This window comes from Roseitalea sp. (genome assembly GCF_984466335.1).
Genome location: NZ_CFIFWG010000009.1, coordinates 15476 through 32467 on the forward strand (window position 1 = coordinate 15476; position 16992 = coordinate 32467).

Below are 16992 nucleotides of genomic sequence, written 5' to 3' on the forward strand. Positions count from 1 at the left end.
ATGCCCGACAATGCGGCGCGCGCCGGACGCGTGCTCGTCAGCAGGCGCGGCCATGACTGGACCCGCGAACAGGCGCGGGCGCGCTTTGACTGCGTGATCGCCGAGCCCGACGAAGTGCTCGCCCTCAACGCCGCCGAGCGCGCCGCGATCACCGGCTTGGCCACGCTGATGTCGTCCGTGGACGCCGGCCTGATCGACGCGCTGGCCAACCTCAGGATCATCGCGTCGTTCGGCGTGGGCTACGACCATGTCGACGCCGAGCACGCGGCCGCAAAGGGCATCATCGTCACGCACACGCCCCATGTGCTCGACGAGGAGGTGGCCGACACGGCGATCGGGCTTCTGATCAACACGCTGCGCGAACTGCCGCGCGCCGAGACATGGCTGCGCGCGGGCAGGTGGCGGTCCGAGGGCAGCTATCGGCTGACGCCGCTGACACTGCGCGGCCGAAGGGTCGGCATATACGGGCTGGGCCGGATCGGCCTTGCCGTGGCGCGGCGCCTTGAAGGCTTCGGCGTCCCCATCCACTATCACAACCGGTCGCAGCGCGATGATGTCGCCTATCCCTATCATGCCACCCTGTCCTCGCTCGCCGACGCCTGCGACACGCTGATCTCGGTGGCGCCCGGAACGCCGCAGACCCGCCATTCCATCGATGGCCCGATCCTTGAACGCCTCGGCGCCGACGGTGTCCTCGTCAATGTCGGCCGCGGCTCGGTCGTCGATGAGGGCGCACTCGCCGCCGCGCTGCATACCGGCGCCATCGCGGCGGCCGGGCTCGACGTGTTCGAGGACGAGCCGAACGTGCCGCAGGCGCTTCTCGATGCGCCCAACGCCTGCCTGCTGCCGCATGTGGCATCGGCGTCGGTGGCGACCCGCCGGGCGATGGGGCAGCTCGTCATCGACAATCTGACGGACTGGTTCGACAAGGGCACCGTGCGGACGCCGGTTCCGGAATCGCGCCACCTGGCCGGATAGGCGCGGTCAGGCGGTCCCGTGCCGAGGGGCCGCAACGCTTCGTTAACCTTGCCGCCGCATCCTGAACGTCGACCAAGGGTGCATATCAATGCGGCTTTCCTCCAGCCAGTGGCTCAATGCGCTCGCCGTGGCGGGCGTGGGGGCGATGATGATCGCCGCCGGCGCGCAAACGCCCGGCGAAACGCCTCGCGGCGTCGATCCGATCGTCACCGCCTCGACGGGACCGGACGGGTCCCGCCACGGCACCGACCGGTTCACCGTGATCGACCACCGCACACAGATGAGCTGCCCGCTCGTGCTGCATCACGCCAAGGGGTACGACGTGCACCGGATCGAACCCGACCCGTCCTGCGACAGGCTGGGCGACAGCTTCGCGCGGGCGCGCGCCTGGCGCGAGGACGGCCGGGGAACGGTGACGATCACCGATCATCGCGGCGCCGAACTGATGCGCCTGGCACCCGGCGACGGCTTGGCCTGGGAGGTGGTCGAGCCGTCCCACATGCGCGCGTCGCTGGCCGCGCACTGACCTGCCGGCGTCACGGCGCCCGTTGCGCCGCGCCCCGCCGCGGAGTGCCGGCATGGGCGCGCACGGCAGCGCCGAAGGCTTCAAACAGACGCCGCGAGGGCGGGTCCGTCGTCGCCCAATATTCGGGATGCCATTGCACGCCGACCGCAAAGCCGGCCGCATCGATCACCGAGACCGCCTCGATCGTGCCGTCCCCGGCGCGCGCCTCGACGACCAGTCGCGGCGACAGCCGGTCGATGGCCTGCCGGTGCAGCGAATTGACCGACAGCGGCGCGGCGCCGACGATGGACGCCAGGCGGGTGCCGGCCTCGGGCATCACCGGGTGGGCAAGCGCGAAACGGTCGTCCCAGCTTCCGCTTTCGTCATCCCGGTGGTCGTCCGATCCCTCACGCTCCTGGATTTCGGTTTCCAGCGTGCCGCCCAGGGCGACGTTGAGTTCCTGAATGCCGCGACAGATCGCGAGCAGAGGCACGCCCGCATCCACGGCCGCACGGGCGACCGGCAGGCTCGTTGCGTCGCGATCCCGGTCGTAGGGCGCGTGGCGCGCCGAGGGCGCGACGCCGTAGCGGTCGGGATGAACGTTCGTCTTCGAGCCGCCCAGCAGGACGCCGTCGACCCGCGAAAGAAGGCCAGGCACGTCGATCCGGCCGCCGAGCGCCGGAACCAGCAGCGGCAGGACGCCGGCGACGTCCAGCGCCGCGCTCAGATAGTTCTCGCGAACGCCGTGCATCCGATAACCGTCGTAATCGCGAACATCGCAGACGGTGGCGACGAGGGGCTGCATGCCGTGCGGTCCTTTTCCGGTGCTCGTGCCGCCTCGTTCTACCCCGTTTTCAGGCGCAGCGAAATCTCCAGGCGGCTCCAGGAGCCGGGCGATGCGGACCGCCCGCAACTCTAATCGATTAAGTGGAAAAAAAAGTTGACCAGTTTGCCCGCACCCGGTGGACAGTGCCATTTAAAGCTGTAATTTGCGCTTTCATTGAAGGCGGCGAGAGGATGAAACAGCCGCTTTTGGTCAATTGCGTTCACGGGAGGGTCATATGGATCGTCGTTCGTTCATCAAGAAAGCCGGCGTCGCCGGCGCGGCAGCCGCCACGACGCTGGCGGCACCGGCAATCGCCCAGGAAATGCCGCAGATAACCTGGCGCTGCTCTTCGGGCTTTCCCAAGGCGCTCGACACCATCTACGGGGCCGCCGAAGTGTTTTCCGAGGCCGTCAAGGAGATGACCGACGGCAATTTCACCATCCAGGTCTTCGCCGCCGGCGAAATCGTCGGCGCGCTGGAAGGCTTGAATGCGGTGCAAAACGGCACGATCGAATGCGCGCACACCACCTCCTATTATTTCTGGGGAACCGACCCGACCTTCGCCTTCGGCACAGGCGTCCCGTTCGGCCTGAACCAGCGCATGACCAATGGCTGGTTCTATGAGGGCGGCGGTATTGATCTGCTCAACGAATTCTACGCCAAATACAACATAATCGCGTTCCCGGCCGGCAATACCGGCGCCCAGATGGGCGGCTGGTTCCGCAACGAGATCAACACGCTCGAAGACATGCAGGGCCTGAAGTTCCGCATCGGCGGTTATGGCGGCAAGATCATCGAGCGCATCGGCGTGGTTCCACAGGGCCTGCCCGCCGGTGACATCTACCCGGCGCTGGAGCGCGGCACGATCGACGCCGCCGAGTTCGTCGGCCCCTATGACGATGCCAAGCTCGGCTTCAACAAGGTCGCCCGATACTATTACTATCCAGGCTGGTGGGAAGGCGGCGTCGCCGTGCTGAGCATGATCAACCTGGATGCCTGGAACAACCTGCCGCCGATCTATCAGGGTATCGTCAAGAACGCCTCGGCCATGGCCAACTCGGTGATGATGGCGCGCTACGACACGCTCAACCCCCAGTCTCTCAAGGAGCTGGCGGCCACCGGCACGCAATTGCGCCCCTACAGCCAGGAGATTCTAGAGGCGTGCTTCCAGGCCGCTTCGGACGAGTATGCCGAGGAAAGCGCGCGCAATCCGGACTTCAAGAAAGTGCACGACAGCTATATGGGCTACCGAAAGGACGCCTATCTGTGGATGCAGCTTTCGGAATACAATTTCGACACCTTCCAGATGCTACAGCAACGCGCCGGCCGCCTCTGAGGCCGACCTTCATCGCGACAAAAAGCCGGCATGGCGCCATGCCGGCTTTTTGTAAGAAGCGGCATCTAGAGCGTATCTGGCTTCGATTGGTTCGGGCGCTTAAAATGCCGGTCGCGGCGCGCCTCGAAGGGCGAGGCGATCCATCGGCACCCTACCCCAGCCCCGCCGCCTGCCTCGCCAACGCCGTGATCCGGTCCCAGTCGCCCGCATCGACCGCCTCCTTGGGCGCCACCCAGGAACCGCCGACGCAAAGCACATTGGGCAGGGCCAGATAGTCGCCCGCATTGCCCGCCGACACGCCGCCCGTGGGGCAGAACCGCACGGCGGCGAAGGGCGAGGCGAGCGCCTTGAGGTAGGAGTGCCCTCCGGCCTGTTCGGCCGGGAAGAACTTCAGATGCGTATAGCCCTCTTCGAGCGCCGCCATGATCTCGCTGGGCGTCGCGCAACCGGGCAGAAGCGGCACGCCGCCTTCGGCCGCCTCGGCAAGATCGGGCGTGAACCCAGGCGAGACGACGAAACGTGCGCCGGCCCGGGCCGCCGCCTCGTACTGGGCAGGACCAAGCGCCGTGCCCGCGCCGACGACCGCCTCGGGCACGGCGGCGGCAATGGCGGCGATCGCATCGAGCGCCGCATCGGTGCGCAGCGTGATCTCGACCGCCGGCAGGCCGCCCGCGGCAAGCGCGCGCGCCAGCGACACCGCCCGCCCGGCATCGTCGATGACGATCACCGGGATCACCGGCTGGCCGGCCATGATCGGCACGAGGGCATCGAGATTCTGGCTCATTGGCGCTCTCCCAGGGCAGGCAACATGCCGCGGCTCTTAAATCGGTTCATCCGGCCTGTCCATGCGCGATCACCGTGCCCGGCCCCATGCGACCAGCGCCCGGAAAAGGCGCCACAGGAGGGCAAGGACGCCGCGCCGGCCACCCAGCCTCGGCAGGGCACGGGACAGGGCGTCCGCGCTATGCGGACCGTAGATGCCGTCGATGGCCAGGCCGTGACGGGCCTGGAAGGCGCGCAACGCCGCCTCCGTGCGGGGGCCGAACGCGCCGTCGGCACGCAGCGGATAGCCGGCGGTCGTCAGCATGCGCTGCATCGTCCGCACATCCTCGCCGCGATCGCCGCGCCGCAGCGGGCCGGAAAGCGCCTTGCGCCTTGGCCGAACCGAAGAAAGCCGGCGCCCGCGATGGCGGGCATGGGCCGCCTCCAGCCGAACGTCGTAGCGGTTCTCCGCATAGGCCGGCCCGTTGTAGCGCCTGGCGAAACCGGCCCAGTCGCGCGCACGCAGCAGCGGCGTCAGCCGGTTGACATCGATGAACCGGAGCATCAGCCGGACCTGACCCTCAACGCCCGAACGCGCCTGCCGCGCCAGCGCCTCGGGCGAGCAATAGCCCAGCTCTTTCCAATGGGCGCCCATCACCTGGCCGATCCCCCAGGAGACCGATTGCAGAGCCGCGTTGCGATCGATGCGCACGGCGCGGTCGAGCAGCCGCCAGCGGTCGGCCTGCCTGCGCGGATTGGCGATCGCCCCCGCACGGGGCGAGGCAAGACCGGCCTTCCGGGCGGCGGCGCGTTTGCCGTCGGCGACCAGACGGTCGAAATAATGCCCCTCGAAGCGGATCAGCGGTTCCTTGCGGCCGCCGATCATGGCGAAGGCGCGGCCGCCCGCTTCGACTTCGGCGACCGCCTTCAACGCGGCCGGCTCGATGCCGCGCTCGCGCGCGAGGCGCTCGATCACATGCAATGTCTCGTCGGAAAAGGCGGGCATGGCGGGCTCCCATGAACGAAGGAGCGGTCAGTATCGGCGGCGGCGGACGCGGTTGGATAAGTTCGGCACGGCGGCAGGCTTATCCTGCCGCGCCCACCCTTCCCGCGGGCACGCCGAGCCGCTACAAGCCGGACATGACCGATACGCCCGTCATCGTCGCCGCGCTCTACCGTTTCGCCCGGCTCGACCACTATGAGAGCCTGCGAAAGCCGCTCGCCGAACTGTGCTGCAAGGCGGGGCTCAAGGGCACGCTGCTGCTCGCCCCCGAAGGCATCAACGGCACGGTGGCCGGCCCGCGCGCGGGCATCGATGCCATGCTCGCCTTCCTGCGCGCCCAGCCGGAACTGGCCGGCCTCGACCACAGGGAAAGCCATGCCGGCACGATGCCCTTTTACCGGCTGAAGGTGCGGCTCAAGAAGGAAATCGTCACCATGGGCGTGCCCGGCACGGACCCCACACATATCGTGGGTACCTATGTCGCGCCCGAGGATTGGAACGATCTGATCGACGATCCCGACACGGTCGTGATCGACACCCGCAACGACTATGAGGTGAGGGTCGGCACGTTCAGAAACGCCGTCGACCCGCAGACCAAGGCGTTCCATGAGTTTCCCGACTGGGTTCGGCGCAACGCGAACGCGCTGGACGGCAGGAAGATCGCCATGTTCTGCACCGGCGGCATACGCTGCGAGAAGGCCACGGCCTTCGTCAGGTCGCTGGGACACGAGGCGGTCTACCACCTCAAGGGCGGCATCCTGAACTATCTGGAAACCGTGCCGGAGGCGCAGAGCGCCTGGCGCGGCGAATGTTTCGTGTTCGACGAGCGCGTGTCGGTGGGCCACGGGCTCCGGCCCGGCAGCCATACGCTGTGCCGCGCCTGCCGCCATCCGCTGTCGCCCGAAGACCTGCGGTCCGAAGCCTATCGGCCGGGCGTGCGGTGTCCGCGCTGCGTGGGCGCCTTCTCCGAGGCAGACCGCGCCCGCTTCGCCGAACGCCAGCGCCAGGTGGAAATGGCCCATGCGCGCGGCGAACGCCATATCGGCGAGGGGCCTTGGGACGGCGATGGCTGAGGGTTCAGGCGGCCGCCTTGCGCGCGTGAAACCCTGGCCGGTCGAGCGCGGCGGCATTCCCCCTCCGGCCGTCTGGCGCGGCTGACCCCGAGCCGGCGGCGGCACAGGCGCCACAAACCTTTTCTCAACCCTTGCGTGCCATCGTGCGCGAAAAAGAACGGGCAGGGATCGGCGTCATGAGGATTCTCGTCACGGGCGGGGCCGGCTATATCGGCTCGCATACCTGGGTCGCGTTGCGCGAGGCCGGCCACGCGCCGGTCATCGTCGACAATTTCGCCAACGCCTCGCCGCGCGTCCTTAGCCGCCTCGGTCAACTGTTCCAGGACGAGCCGGTCTGCATCGCCGGCGACATCCGCAACAGCGCGCTGATCGAGCAGGTGATCGAAGAGTATCGCTGCGAAGCGGTGATCCATTTCGCCGGCTGCAAGGCGGTTGGGGAAAGCATGGCCGAGCCACTCAGATATTTCGAGGTCAATGTCGGCGGCACGGAGCGCCTGCTCAGCGCCATGGCCAGAACCGGCGTCAGGAAGCTGATCTTCTCCTCGTCGGCCACCGTCTACGGCGATCCGCGGACCCTGCCGATCCCCGAGGATCATCCGCTGTCGGCCGCCAATGTCTATGGGCAGACCAAGCTGGTCGTCGAGGAGATGCTGCGCGCGTTGCATCGCGCCGAACCCGGCTGGGCCATCGCGATCCTGCGCTATTTCAACCCGGTCGGCGCGCACCCTTCGGGCCTGATCGGCGAGGACCCGTCCGGCACGCCCGGCAATCTGATGCCCTATGTCAGCCAGGTCGCCGTCGGCCGCCGGCCGCATCTGCGCGTGTTCGGCAACGATTATCCAACGCCGGACGGCACCGGCGTGCGCGACTACATCCATGTGTGCGATCTCGCCGAGGGCCATGTGGCGGCGCTATCGCTGCTCGACACGCCGCAATGCACGCCGATCAATCTGGGCAGCGGCCAAGGCCATTCGGTGCTCGATATCGTGGCCGCCTTCGAAAAGGCATCCGGCCGGCCGGTGCCCCATGAGATCGTCGCGCGCCGGCCCGGCGACATCGCCGCCTGCTACGCCGACCCGGCGCGCGCCAGGGCGCTCATGGGATGGCGCGCGCGCCACAGCCTTGCCGACATGTGCGCCGACGCCTGGCGCTGGCAGTCGCGTAATCCGGTGGGCTATCTGGACGTTGCGGCCCAATAGCCGCTCAAAGGTCGAGCGCCTTCACGAAGGCGCGCAGGTCATCGCCCAGTTCGTCATCGGCCAGGCCCAGCGCGATGTTGGCGCTCAGAAAGCCCAGCTTCGAGCCGCAATCATAGGTCCGGCCGCCAAACGGCATGCCGTAGAAGGGCTGCGTGTCCATCAGCCCCAGCATCGCATCGGTGAGCTGGATTTCGCCGCCCGCCCCTTTCCGGTGGCGGCCCAGCAGCGCCATGATCGACGAATCGAGAATATAGCGGCCATTGAGAAAGTAGGTCGAGGGCGCGGTGCCCGGCGCCGGCTTTTCGACCATGCCGGTAATCTGGAACGAGCCGTCGTCGAACCGCCGTCCCATGGAAGCGATGCCATATTTGTGCGCGTCGGCCGGATCGCACGATTGCACCGACACCACATTGCCGCCACGGGCGCTGTAGACCCCGACCATCTGCGACAGGCAGCCCGGATCGCCGGTCATGACCATGTCCGGCAGCAGCACGGCGAAAGGCTCGCCGGCGCCGACCATGTCGCGCGCGCACCAAACGGCGTGGCCAAGCCCGAGCGCCTGCTGCTGGCGCGTATAGCTGATCTGCCCGGCCTGGGGCATGTCCGCGCGCAGCATGGCAAGCGGCCCGGACTTGCCGCGCAGTTCGAGCGTGTGCTCCAGCTCATATTGATGGTCGAAATGGTCCTCGATGACGTTCTTGTTGCGGCCGGTCACCAGGATGATGTGTTCGATGCCGGCGGCGCGCGCCTCGTCCACCGCATACTGGACGACCGGCCTGTCGACCACGGTCAGCATCTCTTTGGGGACGGCCTTGGTGGCGGGCAGGAAGCGCGTGCCGAGACCGGCGACGGGTATGACGGCTTTGCGGATCTTGGCGAACAAGGCTGGCCCCTCAGGCGTTCGGTTCGTGACCGTTTCTAGCGGGCGCACGCGACATTGCAACCGTCTGCACGGATCTCGGCCGAAAGGACACGCCGGAGCTGAACCCGGAGCTGCCCCAAACGTCACGCCTGTTGATCGGGATCAAACCGGTTCCAACGTCGTTCGAATACTTCAAACATATATGGAGAGGGTTCGAGCATGCTCAGCAAACCGTTCATGACCACCCATGAAATCGCCGAGCTTTTCAAGGTGCGCGAGGCGACGGTTCGCGCCTGGATCCATGGCGAGCAACTGCGCGCGGTCAAGCTCGGCCGCGAGTTCCGCGTCGCGGTCCGGGATCTGGAGGCTTTCGTCGAGGCCCACGCGACGCGACCGCCGGAGCGGAACCGGACTTGAACGGCCAGGGACTGAACGGACAGGGCCGCAAACCAGGGAAAAAGATGATGAGTTGGCATGATCGGCCGTTCAGCGAGGCGCTGAACCGCTACGAGGCGCGCGCCGATGTCGGGATCGACGCGTCCGAGGCGGCGCGCCGGCGCGCCCGGCACGGGCCCAACAGGCTGCCCGCGCCGAAGCGGGCCGGGCCGCTCGCCCGTTTCGCGCGCCAGTTCCGCAATGTGCTGATCTATGTGCTGCTGGCCGCCGCGGCGACGACGGCCATGCTCGGCCACCTGGTCGATACGGCCGTGATCCTGGCCGTGGTGCTGGTCAACGCCGTCATCGGCTTCGTTCAGGAGGGCAAGGCCGAAAGCGCGCTCGCCGCGATCCGCGACATGCTCGCGCCGAAGGCGACGGTCCTGCGCGAGGGTCGCCGGCGGACCGTTCCCGGCGAGGACATCGTGCCCGGCGACATCGTGATCGTGGAGGCCGGCGACCGGGTCCCGGCCGATCTGCGCCTGTTCGAAACGCGCGGCCTGAAGATCGAGGAAGCCGCCCTGACCGGCGAATCGGTGCCTGTCGAGAAGGCCGTCGATCCGGTTGCCGCCGACGCCCCGCTGGGCGACCGCCGCTCGATGGCCTTTTCGGGCACCATGGCGGCCGCCGGGCAGGGCCGCGGCATCGCCGTCGCCACGGGCAAGGACACCGAGATCGGCCGCATTTCCGGCCTGATCGCCGAGGTGCAGTCGACCCAAACGCCGCTCATCGGGCAGATGGCGGCGTTCGCCAAGTGGCTCACCGCCTTCATCATCGGCTTCAGCGCGCTGATCCTCGCCTTCGGGCTGACGCTCGGCGGCTACGGCTTCACCGAACTGTTCATGGCGCTGGTCGGCCTTTCGGTCGCCGCCATACCCGAGGGGCTTCCGGCGATCCTGACGGTGACGCTCGCCATCGGCGTGCAGGGCATGGCGCGCCGGAACGCCATCGTCCGCCGCCTGCCGGCCATCGAGGCGCTGGGCTCGGTCTCGGTCATCTGCTCGGACAAGACCGGAACGCTGACAAGGAACGAAATGACGGTGGCCGGCGTCGTGACCGCCAACCACGCCTACCGGGTTTCCGGCACGGGCTATGCGCCCCATGGCGGCTTCGCGCTCGACGGTGCCGATGCGCGTATCGCTGATCATCCGGTGCTCGCCGAACTGGCGCGCGCGGCCCTTTTGTGCAACGAGGCCGATCTTGTCGGCGCCGGCGAGGACTGGCAGGTGATCGGCGACCCGATGGAAGGCGCGCTGGTCGCGCTGGCGTGCAAGGCGGGCCTCGACCCCGGCACCGAGCGCGCCCGCAGGCCGCAGACCGACGCCATCCCGTTCGATGCGCAGCACCGCTTCATGGCGAGCCTGCGCCACGACCATGAGGGCAATGCGCAGATCTTCGTCAAGGGCGCGCCAGAGCGCATCGTCCAGATGTGCCGCACCCAGCGCATCAAGGACGGCACGGACGCGCCGATCGATCCGGACTATTGGCACACGCAGGCGGACGCCGTCGCCGGCCGGGGCCAGCGCGTCTTGGCCATCGCCGTCAAGCCGGCCCGCACCGACCATGGCGAACTGCTTTTCGGCGATGTCGAGGCCGAGCTGACCCTTCTGGGCCTTGTCGGCCTGATCGACCCGCCGCGCGAAGAGGCGATCGAGGCGGTGCGCGCGTGCCGCGCCGCCGGCATCGGCGTCAAGATGATCACCGGCGACCATGCCGGCACCGCCGCCGCGATCGGCCGGCAACTGGGCCTTGCCAACACGTGCGCCGTCATGGAGGGCGCCCAGATCGACGCGCTCGACGCCGACACGCTGCGCCGGCGTGCCGCCGAGATCGATATCTTCGCGCGCACCAGCCCCGAGCACAAGCTGCGGCTCGTCGAGGCGATGCAGGCGGGCGGCGCGGTGGTCGCCATGACCGGCGACGGCGTCAACGACGCGCCGGCGCTCAAGCGCGCCGATATCGGCATCGCCATGGGCGGCAAGGGCACGGAAGCGGCCAAGGAGGCCGCCGAGATCGTGCTCGCCGACGACAATTTCGCCACCATCGCCGCCGCCGTGAAGGCCGGCCGCACCGTCTACGACAATCTCAAGAAGGCGATCGTGTTCCTGCTGCCGGTCAATGGCGGCGAATCGCTGTCGCTGGTCGCAGCGATCCTGCTCGGCCTGACGCTTCCGATCACGCCGCTGCAAATCCTGTGGGTCAACATGGTCTCCTCGGTGCTGCTGGCCATGACGCTGGCCTTCGAGCCGGCCGAACGGGGCGTGATGGCGCGCGCGCCGCGCCCGGCATCGGAGCCGATCCTGTCGCCGTTCGTGCTGTGGCGCGTCGGCTTCGTCTCGGTCCTGTTCATGGCCGGCATCTTCGGCAAGTTCGCGCTCGCCCAGGCGCAGGGATCGTCGGTGGAGGAGGCCCGCACCATCGCCGTCAACACGCTGGTGGCGATGGAGATCTTCTATCTGTTCTCGGTGCGCTATCTGGGCGAGACTTCACTGACCCTGCGCGGGCTGGTGGGCACGCGTCCCGTGCTGGTCGCCGTCGCGGCCGTCACCGCGCTGCAATTCCTGTTCACCTACGCCCCCTTCATGAAAGCCTTCTTCGACAGCCGTCCCTTGACGTTGCCGCAAGGGGCGCAGATCGTCGCGGTGGGGATCGCGGTCCTCGTGATTCTCGAACTGGAAAAACGCGCCGTCAGGGCCTGGCGCGAACGGCGCGACGGCACGCCGCATGGCGAGCGCGCCAGGGCGGGTGGATCAGGAGAACATGGATCAAGATAACATGGATCAAGGGCACATGGATGATGCGTGATGACCGAGACGATCACCGACTACATCTTCTATGAGATCGCCGCCCTTCTGGTGCTGGCCGCGGGCGTCGGCTTCGTCGGGCTTTTGCTGCGCCAGCCGCTGATCGTCTCGTTCATCGCGGTGGGCATCCTGGCCGGCCCGTCCGTGCTCAACATCGCCCGCTCGGACGAATATATCGACCTTCTCGCCGAACTGGGCATCGCCGTGCTCCTGTTCCTGGTCGGGCTCAAGCTCGACCTCAACCTGGTGCGCACGCTCGGCCCGGTCGCGCTCATGACCGGCCTGGGACAGGTCGTCTTCACCACCGTTTTCGGCTTCCTGATCGGGCTGGCGCTGGGGCTCGATCCGGTCACCGCCATCTATGTGGCCATCGCGCTGACCTTCTCGTCGACCATCATCATCGTCAAGCTCCTGTCCGACAAGCGCGAGATCGATTCGCTGCACGGACGCATCGCGCTGGGCTTTCTGATCGTGCAGGACATCGTCGTCGTCCTGGCGATGATCGTGCTTTCGGCGATCGGCGTCGGCGCGCAGAGCGATTCGGCGCTCATCGACATCGTCTCGGTGTTCGGTTACGGCGCGCTGATGCTCGTCGCCATCGGCCTTTTCATCCGCTATCTGGCGAACCCGCTCATGGAGCGGCTGTCGCGCTCGCCCGAACTGATGATCTCGTTCGCCATCGGCTGGGCGGCGCTGCTGGCCGCGCTCGGCCATTTCTTCGGCTTCGGCAAGGAACTGGGCGGCCTGCTGGCGGGCGTTTCGCTGGCCTCGACCCCGTTCCGCGAGGCCGTGTCGGCGCGGCTCGCCTCGCTGCGCGACTTCCTGCTTCTGTTCTTCTTCATCGCGCTGGGCGCCTCGCTCGATCTGGGCGTTCTGGGCGACAATATCGGCGCGGCGATCATCTTCTCGCTGTTCGTGCTGATCGGCAATCCGCTGATCGTGCTGGCCATCATGGGCGCGATGGGCTATCGCAAGCGCACCGGGTTCCTGGCCGGCCTCACCGTGGCGCAGATCTCGGAATTCTCGCTGATCTTCATGGCGATGGGGGTGTCGATCGGCCATGTCGCCGGCGACGCGATGGGGCTGGTCACGCTGGTCGGCCTGATCACCATCGCTGCCTCCACCTACATGATCACCTGGTCGCACCAGCTCTATGACCGGGTCGAACCGGCGCTCGGTCCGTTCGAGCGGCGCGGCGCGGGCAGCGAGGAGGACAATTGGCGGCCGCGCGCCGGCGGCCACGATATCGTCGTCTTCGGCCTGGGCCGCTACGGGCTGGCGATCGCCGAGAAACTGGGCGATGCGGGGCTGAAGGTCCTGGGGGTGGACTTCAACCCCGCCGCCGTGCGCCAGGCGCGCGGCAAGGGCTTCGACGTCATGTTCGGCGATGCGACCGACCCCGAATTCATCGCGCACCTGCCCGTGGCCGGCATCCGCTGGGCGATTTCCGCCGTGCCCGAACACGATACGGGCGTGACCCATGACGATCCGCGCCGGTCGCTGATCCGCGCGCTCGCCGATACCGCGTTCGAGGGCCGCATCGCCGTTGCCGTGCACAGCGCGGCCAGCGCCGAACGGGTCGGCGGCGCGGGCGCCGACCTCGTGCTGATGCCCTATCGCGACGCGGCCGCGCAGGCGGCGAGCCTCGTGCTGGGCAACCTGCCGCCATCGGAGACGGGCACCCCTGCGCCCGACCCGCGCCAAGAAACGATCTGATGGTCAAGCACGGCACCCCCGTCGAGCCCTTCGCCGACATCGCCGTCATCTGCGCGCTCGACGGCAGCGGCATAGACGGCATCGGGCGCGCCGCCCACCTTGCGCGCGCCAATGGCGCGAGGCTCACCGCGCTCGCCGTGGGCGACCGGCCCGCAGACCTCGACCGCCTCGCCCGCTTCACCCGGATCGACGGCGACGAGATCGAGGCGGGCCTGCGCGCGGATCTGCGGGCCGAACTGGCCCGGCTTGTCGAACGCGCGGACATCGACACGCCCGTCGAGCTTGGCGTGCGCCTCGGCCGCCCGTTCCGCGAGATCATCGCCGATGCGATCGACGGCGACCGCGATCTGGTGGTCAAGATGGCCGAACCCTTCGACGGGGCGCGGCGCTATCTGTTCACGTCGACGGACCAGCACCTGATCCGCAAATGCCCCTGCCCGGTCTGGCTGGCCATGCCCGGTTCGTCGCATCCGCCCGCGGCGATCCTGGCGGCGGTCGACCTGGACGACGAGGACGGCGAGGCGCGCGCCCCGCAGGACGCTCTCAACCGCGAAATCGTCGAAACGGCCATGCGCGTGGCCGCCGTCTGCGGCGCCGTCCTGCACGTCACCCATGTCTGGGAAGCGCCGGCCGAGGATCTCGTGCGCCGCTGGTCGAACGATGCCGGGGACGCCCGGCGCTACACCGCGGCCATCGAGGACAGGCGGCGCCGCGCGCTCGATGCCCTGATCGCCGCCGTCCGGGCCGAACTGGCCGAACTCGCCGGCGTCAGGATCGTGCCGCACCTGGCGCGCGGCCACCCGCGCGCGGTGATCCCCGCGCATGTCGAGGCGATGGGAATCGACCTGCTGGTGATCGGCACGCTCGCCCGCGCCGGCGTGCCGGGCCTGATCATCGGCAACACGGCCGAGGACGTGCTCAACGCGGTCGACTGCTCGGTGCTGACGGTCAAGCCGCCCGGCTATGTCAGCCCGCTGGCGGCGGCCGCACCGTGACCGTCCGATCGTTCCCAGAACGCTTTGCGGACCGGCCGCCATGTGATAGGCGCCGCTGGCACGGCAAGCGACGGGCGGCACGGTGAACACACGGATCAGACAAGGCACGGCCCGGGCAACGGTGCTGTTTCGCGGGCTCGCGCTGGCCCTGACCGTGGCCGCGGCGGCCGCCTTTCTGGGCGCCCATTACGGCGCGCCGGCCATGCTCTTTGCGCTGCTGATCGGCATGGCGTTCAACTTCCTCGCCGCCGAGCCGGCGATCCGGCCGGGGGTCGATTTCGCCGCGGGCTTCTGCCTGAAGCTGGGCGTTGCGCTTCTCGGCGTGCGGTTGAGCTGGGCCGATTTCCAGGCGCTCGGACCGGTCCCCGTCATCGCCGTGGTCACGCTCGTGGCGCTGACGATCGGCGCCGGCATCGTCCTTGCGCGCGCGATGGGACAGGGCGCGCGCCTTGGGGTGCTGACGGCGGGATCGGTGGCCATATGCGGCGCGTCGGCCGCGCTCGCCCTGGCGGCGGTCCTGCCGCGCGACGCCCGCCTGGAACGCGACACGCTCTTCACCGTCGTCGCGGTGACGACGCTGTCGACCATCGCCATGGTCGCCTATCCTCTCCTGTTCTCGGCACTTCAGGCGACCGACGCACAGATCGGCATGCTGATCGGGGCGACCATCCACGATGTGGCGCAGGTGGTCGGCGCCGGCTATTCGGTCAGCCAGGAAGCAGGGGACAACGCGGTCATGGTCAAGCTGATGCGCGTGGCGCTCCTGCCCGTCGTGCTGATCGCGGTCATGGTCGCCTTTGCCCGCACGCGCGAGGGCGGCGGCGCGCTCGGCCTGCCATGGTTCCTGGTCGCCTTTGTCGCGCTCGCCGCGCTGAACAGCTTCGGGCTGATCCCGGCGCCGGCGGCCGCCATCGCCGAGACCGGATCGCGCATACTGCTGATCACGGCCATCGCCGCGCTCGGCATCAAGACCGCGCTCAAGCAGATGGCCGATCTGGGCGGCGGCTATATCGTGCTGGTCGTCGCCGAAACCACACTGCTGCTCGCAATGGCCGTCATCGCCGTCAAGCTGTTCATCCCGTGACGGCACCAAGGGCCGCAAGAGGGCCGTCCGGCTGCCATTGATGAAACGCCCTAACCGATCTGGTCGACGGCGCAATCGAACAGAGACTGGGCGTGGGCGGCCATCGCCCGGCGCGCGTGTGCGGGAAGGCGCGCAGCCGGTCCGCTTGGAGGCGGCTTGATGCGCGCGCCACTACGATCGGGCAAGCCTGGCCGCGCCGCCCGTCATGGCCGAGGGGCGATGCGGTCGCCTTGCAGGATCAGGCCGCATCGGCGCGCCCGGCCCGGAATGCCGTGCGAAGCCGCCGGCCGGTGTCCGACGAGGGGTTCAGCCGCACGTCCGATGCGAGCCCGCTCTCCGCGATCCGTCCATCGCGCATGATCGCCAGGCGGTGGCTGTAGGCCGCGGCGAGATCGAGGTCGTGCGTGATGAACAGATAGGCGAGCCCGGTTTCGGTCTGGGTGGCGCGCAATGCGTTCATCACCTGCGCCTGCACGAGCACATCGAGCATCGATGTCGGCTCGTCCAGCACGATCACGCGCGGCGACAGGCTGAGCGCGCGCGCCAGCGCCAAACGCTGCAACTGGCCGCCGCTGACCTGATGGGGAAAGCGCTTCAGCAAACGCTCGTCGAGACCCAGCCCGCCGAGCAGCGCGGTCACGGTCTTCCGCCCGGCGGCTTCACCGCCCAGCCGGTGCATGCGCCACGGCTCAAGCAGGGAGGCGCCCAGGCGCCAGCGCGGATCGAAAGCGGCCTCGGGGTGCTGGAACAGCATCTGCACATCGCGGCCATTTGACGGGCCGGCCAGGTCGACCGACCCGCGATCGGCGCTAATCAGCCCCGCCAGAAGGCGGGCCAGGGTCGACTTTCCGCATCCGCTGGGTCCGGTCAGGCCCAGCGTCTCGCCGGGCGCGATCGACAGCGAGGCATCGTCGACGGCCGCGACCGGGGCTCCGCGCAAGCGCCGGCGGCCGAAGCGCTTGGTCAGGCCCGTGGCTGTCAAAAGGGGCGGCCGGTCGACCGTCTCCGGCATGATCGGCATGGCCGAGGGCTGCGCGGCGATGAGTTGCCGGGTGTAGGCGTGGCGGGGCGCGATCGCCAATCGGCGCGGCGGACCTTCCTCCACGATCCGCCCATGGCGCATCACCAGCAGACGGTCGCACAAGCTGAAGGCAACGTCGAGATCGTGCGTGATGACGATCATCGCCGCGCCGGCCATGGCGCGGGCGGCGCGCAGCGTTGCGACGATCTGGGCGCGCAACGGCGCGTCCAGGCCCTTGGTCGGCTCGTCGGCGATCAGCAGCGCGGGCCGGCCGGCGATCCCGATGGCCGCAAGGGCGCGCTGCTTCATGCCGCCGGAAAGCTCGAACGGATAGCGGCGGCGCTTTCCGGGCGCCGGCAACCCCACGGCCGCCAGCAGGGCGCGGGCCTCGCA

The 16992-nt window shown here is 68.6% G+C and carries 15 protein-coding genes; 10 read left to right on the plus strand and 5 right to left on the minus strand.

The features are described from left to right. Both AC5E6L_RS01840 and AC5E6L_RS01845 read left to right on the plus strand, forming a co-directional pair. Positions 1–978, plus strand: a complete 978-nt coding sequence (locus tag AC5E6L_RS01840; protein WP_491770876.1) for a 2-hydroxyacid dehydrogenase — start codon at positions 1–3, stop codon at positions 976–978. Positions 979–1066: 88 nt separating this feature from the next. Then, complete coding sequence (locus tag AC5E6L_RS01845; protein WP_491229706.1) at positions 1067–1504, plus strand: hypothetical protein; 438 nt, start codon at positions 1067–1069, stop codon at positions 1502–1504. 10 nt (positions 1505–1514) lie between these two features. On the opposite strand, the gene AC5E6L_RS01850 is transcribed toward AC5E6L_RS01845, so the two are convergent. Further along, complete coding sequence (locus AC5E6L_RS01850; RefSeq protein ID WP_491229707.1) at positions 1515–2288, minus strand: gamma-glutamyl-gamma-aminobutyrate hydrolase family protein; 774 nt, start codon at positions 2286–2288, stop codon at positions 1515–1517. A gap of 256 nt (positions 2289–2544) precedes the next feature. Between AC5E6L_RS01850 and AC5E6L_RS01855 the strand changes: the two genes are divergently transcribed. Next, complete coding sequence (locus AC5E6L_RS01855; protein ID WP_491229708.1) at positions 2545–3645, plus strand: TRAP transporter substrate-binding protein; 1101 nt, start codon at positions 2545–2547, stop codon at positions 3643–3645. A gap of 151 nt (positions 3646–3796) precedes the next feature. Here the strand turns inward: AC5E6L_RS01855 and AC5E6L_RS01860 are convergent, their stop codons facing one another. Further along, a complete protein-coding gene (locus AC5E6L_RS01860) occupies positions 3797–4429 on the minus strand; it encodes a 2-dehydro-3-deoxy-phosphogluconate aldolase (protein ID WP_491229709.1) in 633 nt (210 codons plus the stop codon). Between the two features lie 69 nt (positions 4430–4498). Then, positions 4499–5413 (minus strand): N-acetylmuramidase domain-containing protein, encoded by a 915-nt coding sequence (locus AC5E6L_RS01865; RefSeq protein ID WP_491770879.1) that lies wholly within the window; start codon positions 5411–5413, stop codon positions 4499–4501. Between the two features lie 134 nt (positions 5414–5547). On the opposite strand from AC5E6L_RS01865, the gene trhO reads away from it, so the two are divergent. Both trhO and galE read left to right on the plus strand, forming a co-directional pair. Then, positions 5548–6483: an oxygen-dependent tRNA uridine(34) hydroxylase TrhO gene (trhO, locus tag AC5E6L_RS01870; RefSeq protein ID WP_491229711.1), complete on the plus strand. Its 936-nt coding sequence runs from the start codon at positions 5548–5550 to the stop codon at positions 6481–6483. 176 nt (positions 6484–6659) lie between these two features. Then, positions 6660–7682 (plus strand): UDP-glucose 4-epimerase GalE, encoded by a 1023-nt coding sequence (gene galE / locus AC5E6L_RS01875; RefSeq protein ID WP_491229712.1) that lies wholly within the window; start codon positions 6660–6662, stop codon positions 7680–7682. Positions 7683–7686: 4 nt separating this feature from the next. Here galE and AC5E6L_RS01880 read toward each other — a convergent pair whose 3' ends face one another. Further along, positions 7687–8565 (minus strand): UTP--glucose-1-phosphate uridylyltransferase, encoded by an 879-nt coding sequence (locus tag AC5E6L_RS01880; RefSeq protein ID WP_491770882.1) that lies wholly within the window; start codon positions 8563–8565, stop codon positions 7687–7689. Positions 8566–8763: 198 nt separating this feature from the next. On the opposite strand from AC5E6L_RS01880, the gene AC5E6L_RS01885 reads away from it, so the two are divergent. The 5 genes from AC5E6L_RS01885 to AC5E6L_RS01905 all read left to right on the plus strand — a co-directional run bounded on the left by AC5E6L_RS01885 (position 8764) and on the right by AC5E6L_RS01905 (position 15578). Next, on the plus strand, positions 8764–8961 hold the full coding sequence (locus tag AC5E6L_RS01885; protein ID WP_491770883.1) for a helix-turn-helix domain-containing protein: 198 nt from the start codon (positions 8764–8766) through the stop codon (positions 8959–8961). 47 nt (positions 8962–9008) lie between these two features. Beyond that, a complete protein-coding gene (locus AC5E6L_RS01890; protein WP_491770885.1) occupies positions 9009–11753 on the plus strand; it encodes a cation-transporting P-type ATPase in 2745 nt (914 codons plus the stop codon). A 30-nt stretch (positions 11754–11783) separates the two neighbouring features. Next, positions 11784–13499, plus strand: coding sequence for a cation:proton antiporter (locus AC5E6L_RS01895; protein WP_491230609.1), 1716 nt, complete (start codon positions 11784–11786; stop codon positions 13497–13499). Further along, the gene (locus tag AC5E6L_RS01900) at positions 13499–14494 is read left to right on the plus strand and encodes a universal stress protein (RefSeq protein ID WP_491770891.1); all 996 of its coding nucleotides are present in this window, start codon (positions 13499–13501) and stop codon (positions 14492–14494) included. The genes AC5E6L_RS01895 and AC5E6L_RS01900 overlap by 1 nt, the downstream gene beginning before the upstream one ends. An 82-nt stretch (positions 14495–14576) precedes the next feature. Further along, on the plus strand, positions 14577–15578 hold the full coding sequence (locus AC5E6L_RS01905; RefSeq protein WP_491230732.1) for a YeiH family protein: 1002 nt from the start codon (positions 14577–14579) through the stop codon (positions 15576–15578). 238 nt (positions 15579–15816) lie between these two features. On the opposite strand, the gene AC5E6L_RS01910 is transcribed toward AC5E6L_RS01905, so the two are convergent. Continuing rightward, positions 15817–16992, minus strand: a 1176-nt coding sequence (locus AC5E6L_RS01910; RefSeq protein ID WP_491770894.1) for an ABC transporter ATP-binding protein, incomplete at its 5' end; no start/stop codon positions are given.